At 37.2% G+C, this 14,238-nt stretch carries 11 protein-coding genes; all 11 read right to left on the bottom strand.

Translation table 11 applies throughout. From position 1 onward, the window contains the following. Positions 1 to 59 precede the first annotated feature (59 nt). The 11 genes from NY607_RS06650 to NY607_RS06700 all read right to left on the bottom strand — a co-directional run bounded on the left by NY607_RS06650 (position 60) and on the right by NY607_RS06700 (position 14,136). On the bottom strand, positions 60 to 506 hold the full coding sequence (locus tag NY607_RS06650; protein WP_048395138.1) for an SRPBCC family protein: 447 nt from the start codon (positions 504 to 506) through the stop codon (positions 60 to 62). 546 nt (positions 507 to 1,052) lie between these two features. After that, positions 1,053 to 2,345: a glutamate-1-semialdehyde 2,1-aminomutase gene (gene hemL / locus NY607_RS06655; RefSeq protein WP_259419348.1), complete on the bottom strand. Its 1,293-nt coding sequence runs from the start codon at positions 2,343 to 2,345 to the stop codon at positions 1,053 to 1,055. Then, positions 2,346 to 3,326, bottom strand: a complete 981-nt coding sequence (hemB, locus tag NY607_RS06660; RefSeq protein ID WP_054550020.1) for a porphobilinogen synthase — start codon at positions 3,324 to 3,326, stop codon at positions 2,346 to 2,348. Next, complete coding sequence (locus tag NY607_RS06665) at positions 3,323 to 4,084, bottom strand: uroporphyrinogen-III synthase (protein WP_259419349.1); 762 nt, start codon at positions 4,082 to 4,084, stop codon at positions 3,323 to 3,325. Before NY607_RS06665 ends, hemB begins: the two co-directional genes overlap by 4 nt. Further along, on the bottom strand, positions 4,074 to 5,006 hold the full coding sequence (hemC, locus tag NY607_RS06670) for a hydroxymethylbilane synthase (RefSeq protein WP_259419350.1): 933 nt from the start codon (positions 5,004 to 5,006) through the stop codon (positions 4,074 to 4,076). Before hemC ends, NY607_RS06665 begins: the two co-directional genes overlap by 11 nt. An 18-nt stretch (positions 5,007 to 5,024) precedes the next feature. After that, positions 5,025 to 5,852 (bottom strand): cytochrome C assembly family protein, encoded by an 828-nt coding sequence (locus NY607_RS06675; RefSeq protein ID WP_004226624.1) that lies wholly within the window; start codon positions 5,850 to 5,852, stop codon positions 5,025 to 5,027. Positions 5,853 to 6,034: 182 nt separating this feature from the next. Then, the gene (gene hemA / locus NY607_RS06680; protein ID WP_048395129.1) at positions 6,035 to 7,399 is read right to left on the bottom strand and encodes a glutamyl-tRNA reductase; all 1,365 of its coding nucleotides are present in this window, start codon (positions 7,397 to 7,399) and stop codon (positions 6,035 to 6,037) included. Between the two features lie 197 nt (positions 7,400 to 7,596). Continuing rightward, on the bottom strand, positions 7,597 to 10,515 hold the full coding sequence (locus NY607_RS06685) for a vWA domain-containing protein (protein WP_259419351.1): 2,919 nt from the start codon (positions 10,513 to 10,515) through the stop codon (positions 7,597 to 7,599). An 18-nt stretch (positions 10,516 to 10,533) separates the two neighbouring features. Next, a complete protein-coding gene (locus NY607_RS06690; RefSeq protein WP_131520469.1) occupies positions 10,534 to 11,982 on the bottom strand; it encodes an S-layer homology domain-containing protein in 1,449 nt (482 codons plus the stop codon). 185 nt (positions 11,983 to 12,167) lie between these two features. Beyond that, the gene (locus NY607_RS06695) at positions 12,168 to 13,829 is read right to left on the bottom strand and encodes an epsilon-toxin family protein (RefSeq protein ID WP_237898315.1); all 1,662 of its coding nucleotides are present in this window, start codon (positions 13,827 to 13,829) and stop codon (positions 12,168 to 12,170) included. A 133-nt stretch (positions 13,830 to 13,962) separates the two neighbouring features. Continuing rightward, positions 13,963 to 14,136, bottom strand: a complete 174-nt coding sequence (locus NY607_RS06700; RefSeq protein ID WP_131520467.1) for a YjfB family protein — start codon at positions 14,134 to 14,136, stop codon at positions 13,963 to 13,965. Between the last annotated feature and the right edge of the window lie 102 nt (positions 14,137 to 14,238).

Below are 14,238 nucleotides of genomic sequence, written 5' to 3' on the forward strand. Positions count from 1 at the left end.
AAAAAATGGCATGCTAGAAGTAATAGTCTAGCATGCCATTCCCATGGATGTTCGTATCATTAAACATTTACTAATTTAATTTTATTAGCTACACGATCTGTTAGCATTTGTGTTGCCTTTGGTACGATCGGTTTAAAAATCGGATTGAGAACAGGGCCAGCTAACCCGCCTGCAATGACTTCTAAGAATCCTGTCATTTTAGTATTTTCAGCGTCGATACTTTCTGCGAGGAAATAGCCATTTCCTGTGAAGTTATCAGAAAGCCCCTTTAATTCAAATGTAACTTTTGATGGTGCTATCCATTCTAAGATTGTAATTTCTACTTCAACTGTTTTTTTCAAAACGCCAACATTGCCTTTAAAAGTCCAAGTGGAGTGTTTCTCATCAATCATTTCATGTGCATTATAACCAGGGACAAGCTTTGCCCATTTTTCCATATCACTAACGAAATCCCATACATGTTCAATCCCTACGGGTACTTCGACCGTGTGTGTGCCTGTTGCCATATCAATTCACTACTTTCTTTTATGAATAGCTATATTATAAACGATATCGCCCACAATTTGGCTATGCTGAAAGATGTAATTTTGACAAAAGCAGGTCCTTCATCCAGTATAGTTGAGCGTACTTACTAGTAAATATATGCTATTGTTCCTTTTTACTCATGTATTCCTCAAGCACTATAATGCCTTCTGCTTAATCCATTAAAAAAGGTAATGTCAATGGGATATAAAGCAATTTTACAAAGCGAGGGTTTATTCCATTCCGCTAGCATCCTTTCCAGGGGGGCGTTCGTGAGTGACAACACCTCTACATAAAATGAGTAGTGAACACTTTTACTTTATTTGAAAATCTTGCTATTAAGAAACATTTTTATGGGGTGGGGTGGAAGGTGCTTGAATCCCATGGGATAGCTAAAGAGGTGAGCCATAGGAAAGCAAGTAGCCTACAACGGAAACCATTTTCCCCTTTCGCAAAAATTCTAGTGATGGTTTTGTTTTTCAACAGCAGAAGAGCATGCTAGAAATAATTCTAGCATGCTCTATCAAATTTTATTGCGCTAATTGCGCAAATACTTTATGGAATGCTGCCACTGTTGTCGCAATGTGCTCTTCCGTGTGAGCTGTTGAGATGAATAGTCCCTCAAATTGAGAAGGAGGTAAGAAAATACCTTCCTCTGCCATTAGACGGAAATATTCAGCGAATAATTGTAAATCTGATGTTTTAGCAGAAGCAAAATCAATGACATCTTCATTCGTGAAGAAGAAGCCAATCATAGAGCCTGCACGATTAACAGTGTGCGGGATATTATATTTAGTTGCTGCTTCACGGAAACCAGCCTCAAGCTGATCCCCTAATTTTTTAAAGTAATCATACGTACCATGGTCTAAACGGGATAACGTTTCATAACCAGCTGTCATCGCTAACGGATTCCCCGATAATGTTCCTGCTTGATAAATTGGTCCAGCTGGTGCTACTTGCTCCATAATTTCTTTTTTCCCAGCGAATGCGCCTACAGGGAGACCACCTCCGATGACTTTACCTAAAGTAGTCATATCAGGCGTTACCCCAAAATACCCTTGTGCACAGCCATAATCTACGCGGAAACCTGTCATGACTTCGTCAAAGATTAATAATGCACGGTGCTCTGAAGTAAGTGCACGCAAACCTTCTAAGAAACCTGGTTGTGGAGGTACAACACCCATATTTCCTGCTACTGGCTCCACAATGACTGCAGCTAACTCTGTGCCAAATTTCTCAAAAATCACTTTTGCCCCTTCTAAATCATTATAGGCAACTGTCAACGTATTGCGGGCGATATCTGCAGGTACGCCAGGGCTATCAGGTAGGCCTAATGTGGCAACACCAGAACCAGCTTTAATCAATAAGGAGTCACCGTGACCATGATAAGACCCTTCAAACTTTAAGATCTTATCACGTCCTGTCACACCACGTGCTACACGTAATGCAGACATAGTAGCCTCTGTTCCAGAAGAAACAAAGCGAATCATTTCCATTCCTGGTAAACGGTCTAATACTAATTGAGCTAAGCGATTTTCTGTATAGCTTGGAGCACCGAAGGAAGAACCCTTCGCAGCTGTATCTGCAATTGCTTTCACTACCTCTGGATGTGTATGTCCTAAAATTAACGGACCCCAAGACAATACATAATCAATATATTCATTGCCATCAATGTCTTTAATGATTGCCCCATGGCCAGATTCCATGAAAATCGGGTCCATATTTACTGATTTAAATGCACGTACTGGGCTACTTACACCGCCCGGCATTAATTGAACAGCTTCAGCATAGGCTTGTTTTGATTTTTCGTAAGAACGTGTCATTTATTTCTCCTCCAACCAACGTGCAACATCTTTTGCATGATACGTAATGATTAAATCAGAGCCTGCACGTTTCATGCCTAATAATGTTTCAAGCACAACTTTTTTCTCTTCAATCCAACCATTTATAGCAGCCGCTTTAATCATTGCATATTCACCTGAAACGTTATACGCAACAAGCGGTAATGGATAGTTATTTTTCATGTCTCGAATAATATCTAAATAGCTAAGGGCAGGCTTGACAATTAGGAAATCTGCGCCCTCTTCGATATCTGACTCTGCTTCACGGAATGCCTCTAGACGATTTGATGGATCCATCTGGTAGGATTTACGATCACCAAATTGCGGAGCACCATCTGCAGCATCACGGAAAGGTCCATAGTAACTGGATGCATATTTGACTGCATAGGACATAATCGGGATATGTTCAAAACCAGCTTCATCCAGACCAGCGCGAATTGCCGTTACAAAGCCATCCATCATATTTGATGGAGCAATGATATCAGCGCCAGCTTTTGCTTGTGATATCGCCGTGCGAGCTAAAACATCTAATGAAGGATCATTCAAAATTTGATCGCCCTCAATTAAGCCACAATGTCCATGATCCGTAAATTCACATAAGCATGTATCCGCGATGACTAACAACTCAGGATGACGTGTTTTAATGAGTCGAGTCGCTTCTTGCACAATGCCATGATCATGAAATGCACCTGTTCCAACCGCATCCTTTTCAGCTGGCAAGCCAAATAAAATAACTGCAGGAATACCTAATGCTACAACCTCATCCACCTCTGCCTCTAGTTTATCTAATGAAAATTGAAAAACGCCAGGCATTGAATGTACTTCATTTTTAATATTTTCGCCTTCTATTACAAAAATAGGATAGATCAGGTCCTCTTTATGTAAGTATGTTTCTTTTACCATTGATCTCATCGTTGCATTGGCACGCAAACGACGGTGTCTTTGAAATTGTAGTTTTGTCATGATTTGTCCCCTACTTTCATAATTTCTTCGATGACTGCTTGCATTGTATAAACGCTTGGCATAATATCCACAGTAGCACCGTATTGTTCAAGAGCTGCTTCCGTAATATGGCCGATGGCTGCAATGTGAGCTGCTTCCCAACCAATATGTGGAACAACTTCCATTGCATACACGTCAACTGCTGAAGGACTAGCAAAAATCACTGTAACATTTTGATGTTGCTGGATGCAACTGACAATAACAGATGTTTGATCATGTCGTTCTATCGTTTCATAGACTGTCCATTCTTTTAATTCAAAAGGCAATCCATCCTTCAGCGTACTTTTCGCCTTTTCTCCTCGAATAAACAGACATCTAGGTTGATTACCCGCTACACTCGGAAATTCTTTAACGAAAATATCAGCACTAAATATGGAAGGCATAAAGCTCACTTGAAATCCTAAATTTTCTAATGCTGTTGTTGTTTTAGTTCCAATGGAAGCTATTTTTCCTTTGAAATGACTTGCATTAAATTGATGTCGAAGCATTTTACTAGCAAAAGCTTCTACAGCATTTTGACTAGTAAAAATCAACCAATCGTATTGCTTAGCACGGTTCAATAGTTCAGGATCCTTGCTATCTAATCGTTCACAAGTTTCAATTAATGGGGCTACGATGGCATGTCCACCTAAAGCTGTTATATTTTCGACAATGGTTGTTGTCTTAGATGTGCCTGTTAAAAGTATGGTTTTACCCTTTAGAGGTAAATTACTGGGCATCTTGCTCTGCCTTTACACGCTGAATTAAATCGAAAGCTCCTTGTTTTGTTAAACTAGCAGCTAGTTCTTCTCCAATTTTTTGTGCATCTGTGCCAACTACTGTTTCCTTATACACAACAGATGCATCTGGAGCAGCAACAAGGCCTGTTAATGTAATTTCTTCCCCATTTGAAGTGGCATAACCAGCAATCGGAACTTGACAACCACCATCCATTGCCGCTAAAAATGCACGTTCTGCATGTGCTTCTTGCCAAGTGAATGAATCAGTCAACTTACCTAATTCGGCTAAAAGCTCCTCATCATCGGCACGACATTCAATGCCAAGAGAGCCTTGTGCTACAGCTGGTAGACATTGTTCGACAGGTAAAAGCTCAGTGACTACATCATCACTCCACCCAAGGCGTTTCAAACCAGCCGCTGCTAAAATAATGGCATCATATTCTTCTGTTTCAAGCTTAGCTAAGCGTGTATCAACATTTCCACGAATCCATTTAATTTCGATATCAGGACGTACTGTTAAAAGCTGAGCACTACGACGTAAAGAACTTGTCCCAACGATTGCTCCCGCAGGAAGGTCAGCAAATTTAACATGCCCTTTCGAAATAAATGCATCACGAGCATCTTCACGTGGTGGAATACAACCAATCACTAGCCCATCTGGCAATACAGCAGGCATATCTTTCATAGAATGAACAGCAAAGTCAATTTCTTTATCGTAAAGGGCTTGTTCAATTTCTTTTACAAACAACCCTTTCCCACCTACTTTTGAAAGCTGTACATCTAAAATTTGGTCACCTTTTGTTACAATCTCTTTTACTTCAAATTCGAATGGTGCACCAGCCGTTTTTAATTCATTAATGAACCAATTTGTTTGCGTTAGCGCTAATTTACTTCTCCTAGAACCTACAATAATTTTTCTCAACAGTCTCCAACCTTTCTTCTAATACCATAAATGGAATCGCGATAAACTACTACCTAAGAAGAAGTTTACAACAACTAATAGATAGGCATAAATATGTACCCATGCATAAGTTGTACCTGTCAGCTTGCTTTTGCGATTCACATATAGGATAAAACAATACAAAATTAAAATAATGAAGGACCCTATGATTTTCGCATCGAAAATCGAAAGACTCTCTAATGTTAATAGTGCCCATTCAAACCCTAATATTAAACTTATAAATAACATCGGAATTCCAATGAAAAATGAAATATTCATCCAGCTGCTTGTCTGCTGCAAGGAAGGCAATCTAGTCCATAAATGCGACCACTTTTTCTTTTTCAGCAATCGATATAGAACGAGATACAAAATGGCAAACACAAATGTTAATGTAAACGCTGCATAAGACAATATTGCAAATGATATATGAATAAAAAGCATCTCTGAAATTAAAGTATCCCCGACAGCTCCTGTAGGACGTTTCGGCATAAAAGTAAAGATACTAGCGAATAAAAATCCTAGTATATTAATAATAAACACAGGTAAATCCACCCTTGCTATGCAATGAAGGATAATGGATAACGTCACGAGTAACCAGGAATAAAAAAGTATTCCCTCGGACAAGGATAAAATCGGAAAACGCTTCGTTTCCACAAACGTTAAAATGATAATGGCACTTTGAATCATCCATACAAATGAAACAAGCCAAAAAGCAATGCGTCTTGCACGTACTTGCTTATAAAAATAATCAGTAAAGTAAAAAACTAGACTGATCGCATACAAGACGATCATCACTTCATAGAGCCTCGTCATGGTCAAATCAGCCAATAGACATCCCTTCTTTGTCGTGAAATTAATAAACTATTTTAGCATAGAAAACAAAAAAACGTTTTCGTATCCTTAGTTTACCATACAGATACGAAAACGCCTCATGTAATATCAGTAGAAAATCCAATTGCGCGTAACACCCATGTACAATCACAGCTTTCTACGTGAGCGCAATAGATAATTTAGAAAGAGTACTTTGGTTCAGTAGAAGTCTGAGATACCTGTGCGCGTTCTTTGCGCTCAAGCTCTTGCTTTGTCATCTCATGAACTTCAGCTTCCACAGCATCCTCTATACCAAAAATTTGTTGGAATAAACGTAACTGTTCATTTGCTTTTGGAGAATTAGCCATTTCTTTAGCTTGCAAGATTGGCTCTTTTAACAATTGATTGATAATAGATTTTGTATGTTTGCTTAAAATTTTACGTTCACGTTCCGTTAAATCTGGCATTTTATTTTCGATACTTGTCATAGTCTCTTGTTGAATACGATTTGCTTTTTTACGTAATGCTGAGATGACTGGCACTACCCCAAGAGTAGCTACCCAGTCTTTAAATTGCACAACTTCTTCGCCAATCATATTAGTAATATCAGCAGCAGCACGTTCACGCTCTGCTAAGTTCGCTTCGACAATACCTTGTAAATCATCAATATCATATAGGAATACATTTGGTAGGTCGCCAACTCGTGGGTCAATATCACGAGGAACCGCTATATCTACCATGAATAATGGTTTTCCTTTACGTAAACGTTCCACAAATTGCATTAGCTCGTAATCAATAACATAATCAGTAGCACCTGTTGAAGTAATTAAAATATCCGCTTCTAACAAAGAACATTGTAATTCCTTCATTGATTTAGCTTCACCATGGAATTTAGCTGCTAAGCTTTCTGCTTTTTCAAATGTACGGTTAATGACAGTAACTTTCCCTACACCACTACCGTAAAGGTTCTCAATTGCAAGTTCCCCCATTTTTCCTGCACCTAAAATAGCTACATGCTTGCGTTGTAATGAGCCAAAAATTTTCTTTGCTAATTCTACGGCCGCATAGGAAACGGATACTGCATTCTCACCAATCGCTGTTTCATTATGAGCACGCTTTGCAAATGTTACTGCTTGCTTAAATAGCTGATTGTATACCGTTCCTGTTGTGCCAATCTCTTGTCCACTTAAAAAGCTTTTTTTTACTTGCCCTAAAATTTGTGTTTCACCTAGAACCATTGAATCGATTCCAGCTGTCACTTTAAATAAATGTTCGACTGCCTCATCTTCTTCACGAATCGTTAAATACGAAGAAAATGTCTCCACAGGCAAATCAAACCAGTTGGCTAAAAATTGTTTCACAAAATGACGTCCAGTATGCAATTGATCCACAACAGCATATATTTCTGTACGATTACATGTCGAAACAATTACGTTCTCTAATATACTTTTTTGCTTTTGCAGCGCTTCCATTGCTTGTGGCAGTTCACTCTCAATGAATGATAACTTCTCACGTATTTCAACAGGCGCTGTTTTATAATTCAAGCCTACTACGATGGTATGCATGAATAACACCTCACACGTTCTAATTCACAAATCTCATTATAGCACAGTTCGACAAGAGTTCATCAATAATTTGTGAACATGTCATGAAGAACTGCAATTCGTCATCTACATTAGAATTATTATAAACTAAGTGTAACAAATTATACGTGTTGTTTCAAATTAAAAAACTGCCCCCATTATCGGAGGCAGTTTTCTCATTAATTTGTTATTGTAACACTCTTTATTGCAATTATATTACCATCTTTATCGTATGCTATAAACTCAATCTCATCATTGACTTTAAAATCCTGCATAGTTTGAACAGTTTTTGTTAACATATACACTTGATCACTACGCTTTTGCAAATCAAACTGGACATCCCCACTGATTGAATTAAAACGTACATTCATCTTCGCAACGTTTTGACAGTTACCATCAACTCGAGCACTCATTGTAATATAACCTTTTCGTAGCGAAACACTTGTCTCTTCAAATAAATCTTCTGGATTGATACAGCTTGAAGCTTGCGTTTTACATAAAATAGTATCAATTAACTTCTGGAAGACTTGATGCAATTGCAAATTATCAATTGCATGGAAGTACGTTCCGCCCGTTTCTGAAGATAATTGCATTAAAGTGGCGTCATTTACTTGTGATTTTTTGCCCATACTAACTGTGTATACTTTGACACCTTGCTTTTTCGCGTCATTTATAACTTTTGTCATTTTTGATTTACTTGTTTTACCATCAGATACAACGACAATCGCTTTGGATGTTTTCGAATCATTCGAGAATTTTGTTAAAGCAATATCGATGCCTGCAAAAATATCGGTTGCACCCTTATCTTTCGATGCTTTATAAAGATCTTTTTTCAACACATTTTCTGTTGTACCTTCTCCAAGTACTGTCGCTTTTGTATTGGTTTCAATGACTATGTTATTTTTAGCCTTTAATTGATTGATTAGTTCAATCATTTTCTTCCCACGATAATTTGTTGGATCAACAGCCTTCATGGAAGAAGAATAATCCACTACATAGGCAATTTCTGTTGCTAAAGAACAAGAGTTTTTACTGAAGTATGGATTCGTAAAAATATCTTTCGTCACTGTTTTATCTTTTAAACCCTTCAAGGACGTTGCATAGCGAGGGTCTATTGGATTGACAAGTCTTGCTTCCACTTTAGATTTGCCATATATAACTGAATCAAAGTAGGCTACAGCAGTACCTGGATTCCCTGTATTATTTAATGGATCAGAAGTGTTCGTAATGAATGAAGCTGTTTTTTCTACTCCGTCATACTTAATTTTGACTGTTCCTTGATAATCTGTAATAGGCTCTCCACCAGGACGCACTAAAGTCACCATTACTTTTGTATAACGATCTTTTCCTGATGGTCTTGATGCAGCATCCGCACTTTCCTTTAGGGCCTCTACTCGTTTTTTAAACGCCTCTACTTGTCCAAGTAATTTACCGCCTTGGTATTTTAATAATACCGTGCGGTCATAGTTACTTAAGTTAGTGAAGATCGAATAAATCTTCATAACACTGTCATAATGTTCTAATGTTAAATCTTTTTCGTCTGGCATTTCTTTCATAAGCTGAATAATGGCGCCGACTGGATTAATGTTCTCTACCTGTGAGGCAATATCATCATCAATGCCCTGAACGCGATAAATAGGACGACCATCGTCAGCAATTAAATACATTATTTCCGTTTTAGCTGGCGTTGTAACAGAGTTCTCAAAACGTGTCTTTAAAAGTTCCTCAAATAAGTGAACAGAAATATCATAGTTTTCAAATTGAAGAATAGCATTTTCATAACCTAATGCCGGATATTTAGGATCAGATCCACCGTAACGCAAATAGATGTTTTGCACATTCCCTAAAACGTCCGTCACATTTGTTTGCTGCCCAATACTAAATAATTTTTTATCTGAATTAGAATCTAGAGGAACTGGGCTATAAACATCAATTAAGTTTTGCGTAAAGAACTCTGGAATATCTTCACTTTTCGGAAATTCAGGAATTACGCTCCCATTATCATCTGTATTTGCTGGGTCGTATACTTGGTAATCAATACGCAATTCAGGCTGTGGTGCATAACGCACTTCTGCATTTAGTTTCTCTCCAACAAGACACTTCATTGCTGGGTCCGTATTATTAATCAGTTCAAAAGTTATTGTATCACGTACTGATTTAGTTAGTTTTGGTGCTACCACTATAGCTGATACAGTTGAACCATCCGATTGGACAATGTCAACTGCTTCACCTGAAGTATCAACAATATTTCCGTAGGATGCTTTCACGCGGAATGAATAGGATTTATCATCAGCGATAGGATCACCATTACAAGCCTTTAAAGACACCGTAACTAGTGTTGTATCCACATTATTTGCAATTAAATCAGGCTTTTCCACCACGATACTCTGCAATGCATTATTAACATTATTTGGTCCAGTAAAATCATTGGAATTATCCTTTGGCTCTTCAAAATCAGCACTACTAGATCCCATAAAACCAGGCGGTAATGTAATGCTATCATTATCACGACCAGCTGGACTACGTTTTAATCCTTGTACTGCGAAAGTACTATTTTGAACAGCACGATAGAAAAATACAGCAACATCACCCCTTGTTAATTTTGTGGATGGATGAAAGCTAGCGAATGTGTTTTTGCCTGTAGAGCTTGTAGATAAATCATTTGAATATAAATATTGAACTGCCTGTGGCTCATCTAAATCTAAGCCTTTAAAAGCCGCGTAAATTTGGGCAAATTGGCCACGTGTTACAGCTTTTGTTCGATTCGTATTTACATGTGTACCGTTAAATGGTAAATAAAAATCACTATAGAAATTATAAGCAACACTATCAATATAAGATAAAGCATAGTTACGATCTAGTTTGGCAAACATCAGAACAAGATCGCGATCTGTCACTTGATCATTTGGTAAAAAGTTACTTGCACTATTTAAGGACATCAGGTCATTATCGACCGCCCATGAAATAGCTTTATAATTATTGCTATTTGTTGGAACATCTCTAATTGTTGTAGCTGCTTGCGTAACAGTAGGTGTAGCTGTCATCAGTAGAAGCATGAAGCAAAGCATAGCAAGCAATGCTTTTTTTACATATGTCATTTTTGTTCCATCCTTTCTTTAGTTAAAGAACAATATGTCATCACGGTAGTTTTGTTTTAAGTCATCCTCTAAATATTTCAAGAATCGTTCTAAAACAACTGACGCCTCTGCACGCGTTAGCGGTTTATTTGGATTAAAACGACCAGCAGCATCACCAATCATTAAGCCAAGCTCATTCGCTATATAGATGCCATCTCTCGCATAATTTGGAATCTGTTTGTCATCTGTAAATTTAGTTAAGTAACCAGGATCAGGTGCTCTATTTTCAAGTCCTAAGGCACGGACAAAGATAGTTGCAGCCTGTGCGCGATTAATCGCATTATCTGGCTTAAAGTAGTCAGCTGATACACCTTTAATTATCCCTTTATTTAACGCTGATTCAATATAACCGTAATCTTTGATAGAACGCTTCAAGTCTTTAAAAACACTTGTAGTAGGTGTCTTTTTTGATTTCTTTTCTTCAAACACACGTAAATCAACCGCTTTACCAATAGCCGTCGTAAAATCAATACGTTTCATTGGTGTATTAGGAGAAAAGAAGTTACTTGAATCTGAGTAAATACCTAGAGAATAAAGTTTTTCAATTGCTTCTTTCGCGTAATGGGTTGTTAAATCTCTGAATTTAGGAATGATAAGACGTTCAATTGTCGGCATGTACTCTGTATCTAAATCAAGTGTCCCTTTTTGTCCTGACGATAGGTCGTATGTATATTCAGAAATAACATCCTTTTCACTTACGACTGCATATCCACCTTCAAAACTCCCTAAGCTACCGAGATTTTCCTCATAATTTAAAACACGTGATTTACTTGTAGATAGACGATTTTTCACATGACTTGTTTTACCATCACTATAGGAATAAACAGATTCCGTGATTTGAGTTTCTGTCGCACCCCAAAAGTTCTCATAGCCTGCATGTCGACTATCTGTTTCAATTGTGACTGTGTTTTGAACAGCATTTTTTCCTTTTCCTGTTTCAAAAGCATAGGTTTTTCTAGAAATAATATTTCCTGAGTAATAATCAGAGGCTGCACGATTATCAGTAACTGTTCCTTGTGAAAATTGATAATCGACTAAGGAATAAGTAATAGCGCCAATTGTAATTTTTTCAGTGTATTTCTTCACTTCACCATTGGATGTTTTTTGACCAAGAACTGCATAATCCACTACATCTGATTCATAGGCAATATTTCTTGTCAATGTAGCGCCATTGCTTGCTGTTAACTTCATGTTATATGTTTCAGTTAATTTACCTTTTGATTCTTTTTGTGCAATTTTAATATCTTTACTTGTCCCTTTAAAAATAACAGGTGTCCCTGAAAGGAACACAGCTTCTTCATATGTATATTCGTTTTTTACAGCGCCTGTTGTTTCTAATGAAGCAGCTGATGCATTGAATGGAATAGTTGTTCCAATCAAAAAAACAGCAAGGACTAGAAACATTATTTTAGATAATTTTTTTTGCATTCGCTTTTCCTCTCTTTCACTGTGCATTTGCGTGCATAATGAAGCTTGTTTCTAATATCACTAAAAAAATCTACTCATCTTGCTAATGTATCCACAAGTTAGCCTATTCGAAGTAACTTCCTCATCTTTCGATTATGAAACATATTCGCATAAGACTCGCAGATTTTTTTAGTTTACTATTCATGCTAATCTACCAAAATAAAATGAGCTTTAACAAATCGATCTGATAATACAACTAAACGATCAGATGGCTGTAAGTCAGAAGCTTGAATTACCTTACCTGCTTTAATCAGTGTCGCTTGGTCAATATTCATATTAACCATTTCACCTGCTTCATACCAACGTCCATTTTGCCATTGACTAACACTCTTGACATTAATGACTGCAGGATACGTAGATTTCACAGACTGTAGTTTCCCTGCGAGCATTAGTGGGGCAACAGGTTTAGCCTTGTCTAGAATATGGAGAGCTTGTACATGGCCTTCTTTCACATAGAAATAACCATAATCTCCCTCAGATAAGTAAAGTTCAATATCTGGCATGACACTATATGTTTTATTGCCGTCATCTACCATAGCTTTCGTTGAATTACTAACTGACAGTACAGTACGATCTGCTTTCTTGAAAACATTTGATTCAATCTTCATCGCATCGTCAATTTCAATTACATATCCATCTGCTTGAGATAAGCGTCCATAATATAATTCATGACCTGCAAGATTAGGTGACATGAAGCTATCGCTTGTAACTTGTATTACTTGGGCATAGTGATCACGAGTAGCACCATCAGCCACGACAAAAGCAGTACCATATGCCATAAGACCAGTAGGTTCAATTAATCGTCCATTTCGAATTAAAATAGTTCCATTGTGGAAATACATTGTTCCTGCTGTTTTCAGTTTCAGTAGTTGGTAATCTGTATCAACAGACAGCATTGGTTCGTAATATGTTCTTTCATTATTTTTCAATACGACAATTTTCTCGATTACTTCCTTACCAAATTGTTTAACGGTCGCATAGTATGCTTCGCTACCTATATAATTTTTCAGCTGACCTTTCTCAACTTTCGTATTCCCAACATATATCGGTACTTTGGAAGTAAAAGGCATAGTTGAAAGATCATTTGTTGTTTGAGAGCCAAATTGCCAGTTAACAAAGGCATGTTGATTTTTCACGGTAAGTTTGTTGGCATTAGGATTGACCGCTTGTATCTCACCTTTATATAAGTTTTCAACGAGCGTGCCTGTTTCACTGATAGCTACCTTTGATATGACTGAGGAAGTTTTATTTTTGAAACTTAATTTAACGCGATCCCCTACGTATAATGCACTAATATCTGTTGCAGAAGAACCTTTTTGATAATTGGTTTCTTTGTTTAAATAGTATGTCGTTTCTGCGCCAACATCTGGTTTTACCATGATAAATAAACCATTTGGATCAATACTCGTTACGACACCAGCAGTTGTTTTACCGTTACTGCTTTCTGTTGATGGTACATTTGTTTCTGTTGGTGTATGAGAGGTGCCGCGAAGTTCAACAACACTTCTAAGAGAAATTTCAGCCTCGACTTCCATCCCCATCTTAAAACCCTCAATCGTTGTAGACGTATTATTAATATATAATCTAGTATTTTTATTAATATTAAACGTTACTGTTCGCCCACGATCATTTTCCAAAGTTATTTTACTAAGTTGCTTTTCTATCGTACCATCTGGCTTCGTATATTCTGAAAACGTTACATCAACAAATGTCCCTGTCACTAGTTGGGCAGCTTTAGCAGATTGATGAAAGGAAAAACCAACTATCATCAATAACGTAATCATCAGTATGTAAAAATATTTTTTCAAAAAACCTGCCTCCTTACTAATTATTAGTATATCGTATTATTGGTAGTTTTTCTTATTCGAAAAGTTACATTTTAGGCCTTCTTGAATTTATTTCTAAAACAAAAGTTGAGATAGCTTTTAACTTCAACCTACTTCATATCTGAATATCAATTGTATGTCCGGCTGTTGGATGTGGAGCATCTAACATTTCAACTAACTGTTCTGTATTTTGCTGTTGCATTTCCATTGTCTGTTTCGTAACAGCTAAAGATACATTTTGCATAAGTGCTGCTTGGTTCATTGTCATCGATAAAGCTGCGATATCCATATAGTCCACCTCCTCTCTAATTTATCGGACAAATAGTTTCATCATCAAGTATTTTCCCTAAATTTCTACATCACCTTGACTGAAAATACAAAAACATCTATT

The sequence above is a fragment of the Lysinibacillus sp. A4 genome, assembly GCF_024919535.1.
GTDB classification, from domain to species: Bacteria; Bacillota; Bacilli; order Bacillales_A; family Planococcaceae; genus Lysinibacillus; species Lysinibacillus capsici.

Bases quoted from the DNA above. Each gene is read 5' to 3' on its own strand.
- NY607_RS06700 (WP_131520467.1), bottom strand. From the start codon at position 14,136: ATGGATATCGCAGCTTTATCGATGACAATGAACCAAGCAGCACTTATG.
- NY607_RS06685 (WP_259419351.1), bottom strand. From the start codon at position 10,515: ATGACATATGTAAAAAAAGCATTGCTTGCTATGCTTTGCTTCATGCTT.
- hemL (WP_259419348.1), bottom strand. From the start codon at position 2,345: ATGACACGTTCTTACGAAAAATCAAAACAAGCCTATGCTGAAGCTGTT.
- NY607_RS06650 (WP_048395138.1), bottom strand. From the start codon at position 506: ATGGCAACAGGCACACACACGGTCGAAGTACCCGTAGGGATTGAACAT.
- hemB (WP_054550020.1), bottom strand. From the start codon at position 3,326: ATGACAAAACTACAATTTCAAAGACACCGTCGTTTGCGTGCCAATGCA.
- hemA (WP_048395129.1), bottom strand. From the start codon at position 7,399: ATGCATACCATCGTAGTAGGCTTGAATTATAAAACAGCGCCTGTTGAA.
- NY607_RS06690 (WP_131520469.1), bottom strand. From the start codon at position 11,982: ATGCAAAAAAAATTATCTAAAATAATGTTTCTAGTCCTTGCTGTTTTT.
- NY607_RS06665 (WP_259419349.1), bottom strand. From the start codon at position 4,084: ATGCCCAGTAATTTACCTCTAAAGGGTAAAACCATACTTTTAACAGGC.